A 689-nucleotide genomic window follows, 5' to 3' on the forward strand; every position below is an offset into this window, starting at 1 on the left:
GTCATGGGCCGCCGCGCCGGCGCCGCCGCGGGCTACTCGCACAAATACGGATTCCGCTACAGCGTGCTCACCCGCCCGCCGTCGGCCGGATAAGGAAAGGCCAGGTGAACGGAAGTTGTACACGAATGAACACTCGGCACTAGGGAGGCGAGGCAGCGCGTGACCCACTTAATCTCAGCAGTAAGCCATGCGTGCGGTACGCCCGCCCGCGGACCGTTCTCCGAAGGCCGCCGGGCCTAGGAGCAGGGAGGGATTTCAGATGTCGTTTGTCACGACGCAGCCGGAGGCACTGGCCGCGGCGGCGGGCAACCTGCAAAGCATCGGTTCGACGCTGAGTGCGCAGAACGCCGCGGCGGCGGCCCCAACGACGGGGGTGGTGCCGGCCGCCGCTGACGAGGTGTCGGCATTGACGGCGGCGCAGTTCTGTGCGCATGGACAGATGTATCAGGCCGTGAGCGCCCAGGCGACGGCCATTCACGAGATGTTCGTCAACACCCTGAGCATGAGCTCCGGGTCCTACGCGGTGACTGAGGCGGCCAACGCGGCCGCGACTGGTTAAGGAGCCAATGATGTTTGATTTTGGGGTTCTTCCGCCGGAGGTTAATTCGGCGAGGATTTACGCCGGTCCGGGGTCGGGGTCGTTGATGGCGGCGGCGTCGGCGTGGAATGCGATTGCCGCGGAGTTGCAG

The 689-nt window shown here is 65.9% G+C and carries 2 protein-coding genes; both read left to right on the forward strand.

All coding sequences use genetic code 11. The features are described 5' to 3' along the window. Positions 1 to 259 precede the first annotated feature (259 nt). A complete protein-coding gene (locus tag A5730_RS01235) occupies positions 260 to 559 on the forward strand; it encodes a PE family protein (RefSeq protein WP_067894519.1) in 300 nt (99 codons plus the stop codon). Positions 560 to 569: 10 nt separating this feature from the next. Beyond that, a partial coding sequence (locus tag A5730_RS24090) for a PPE domain-containing protein (protein WP_156745641.1) occupies positions 570 to 689 on the forward strand: 120 nt, incomplete at its 3' end.

The organism is Mycobacterium sp. ACS4054 (genome assembly GCF_001667275.1).
GTDB lineage: Bacteria > Actinomycetota > Actinomycetes > Mycobacteriales > Mycobacteriaceae > Mycobacterium.

Bases quoted from the DNA above. Each gene is read 5' to 3' on its own strand.
- A5730_RS01235 (WP_067894519.1), top strand. From the start codon at position 260: ATGTCGTTTGTCACGACGCAGCCGGAGGCACTGGCCGCGGCGGCGGGC.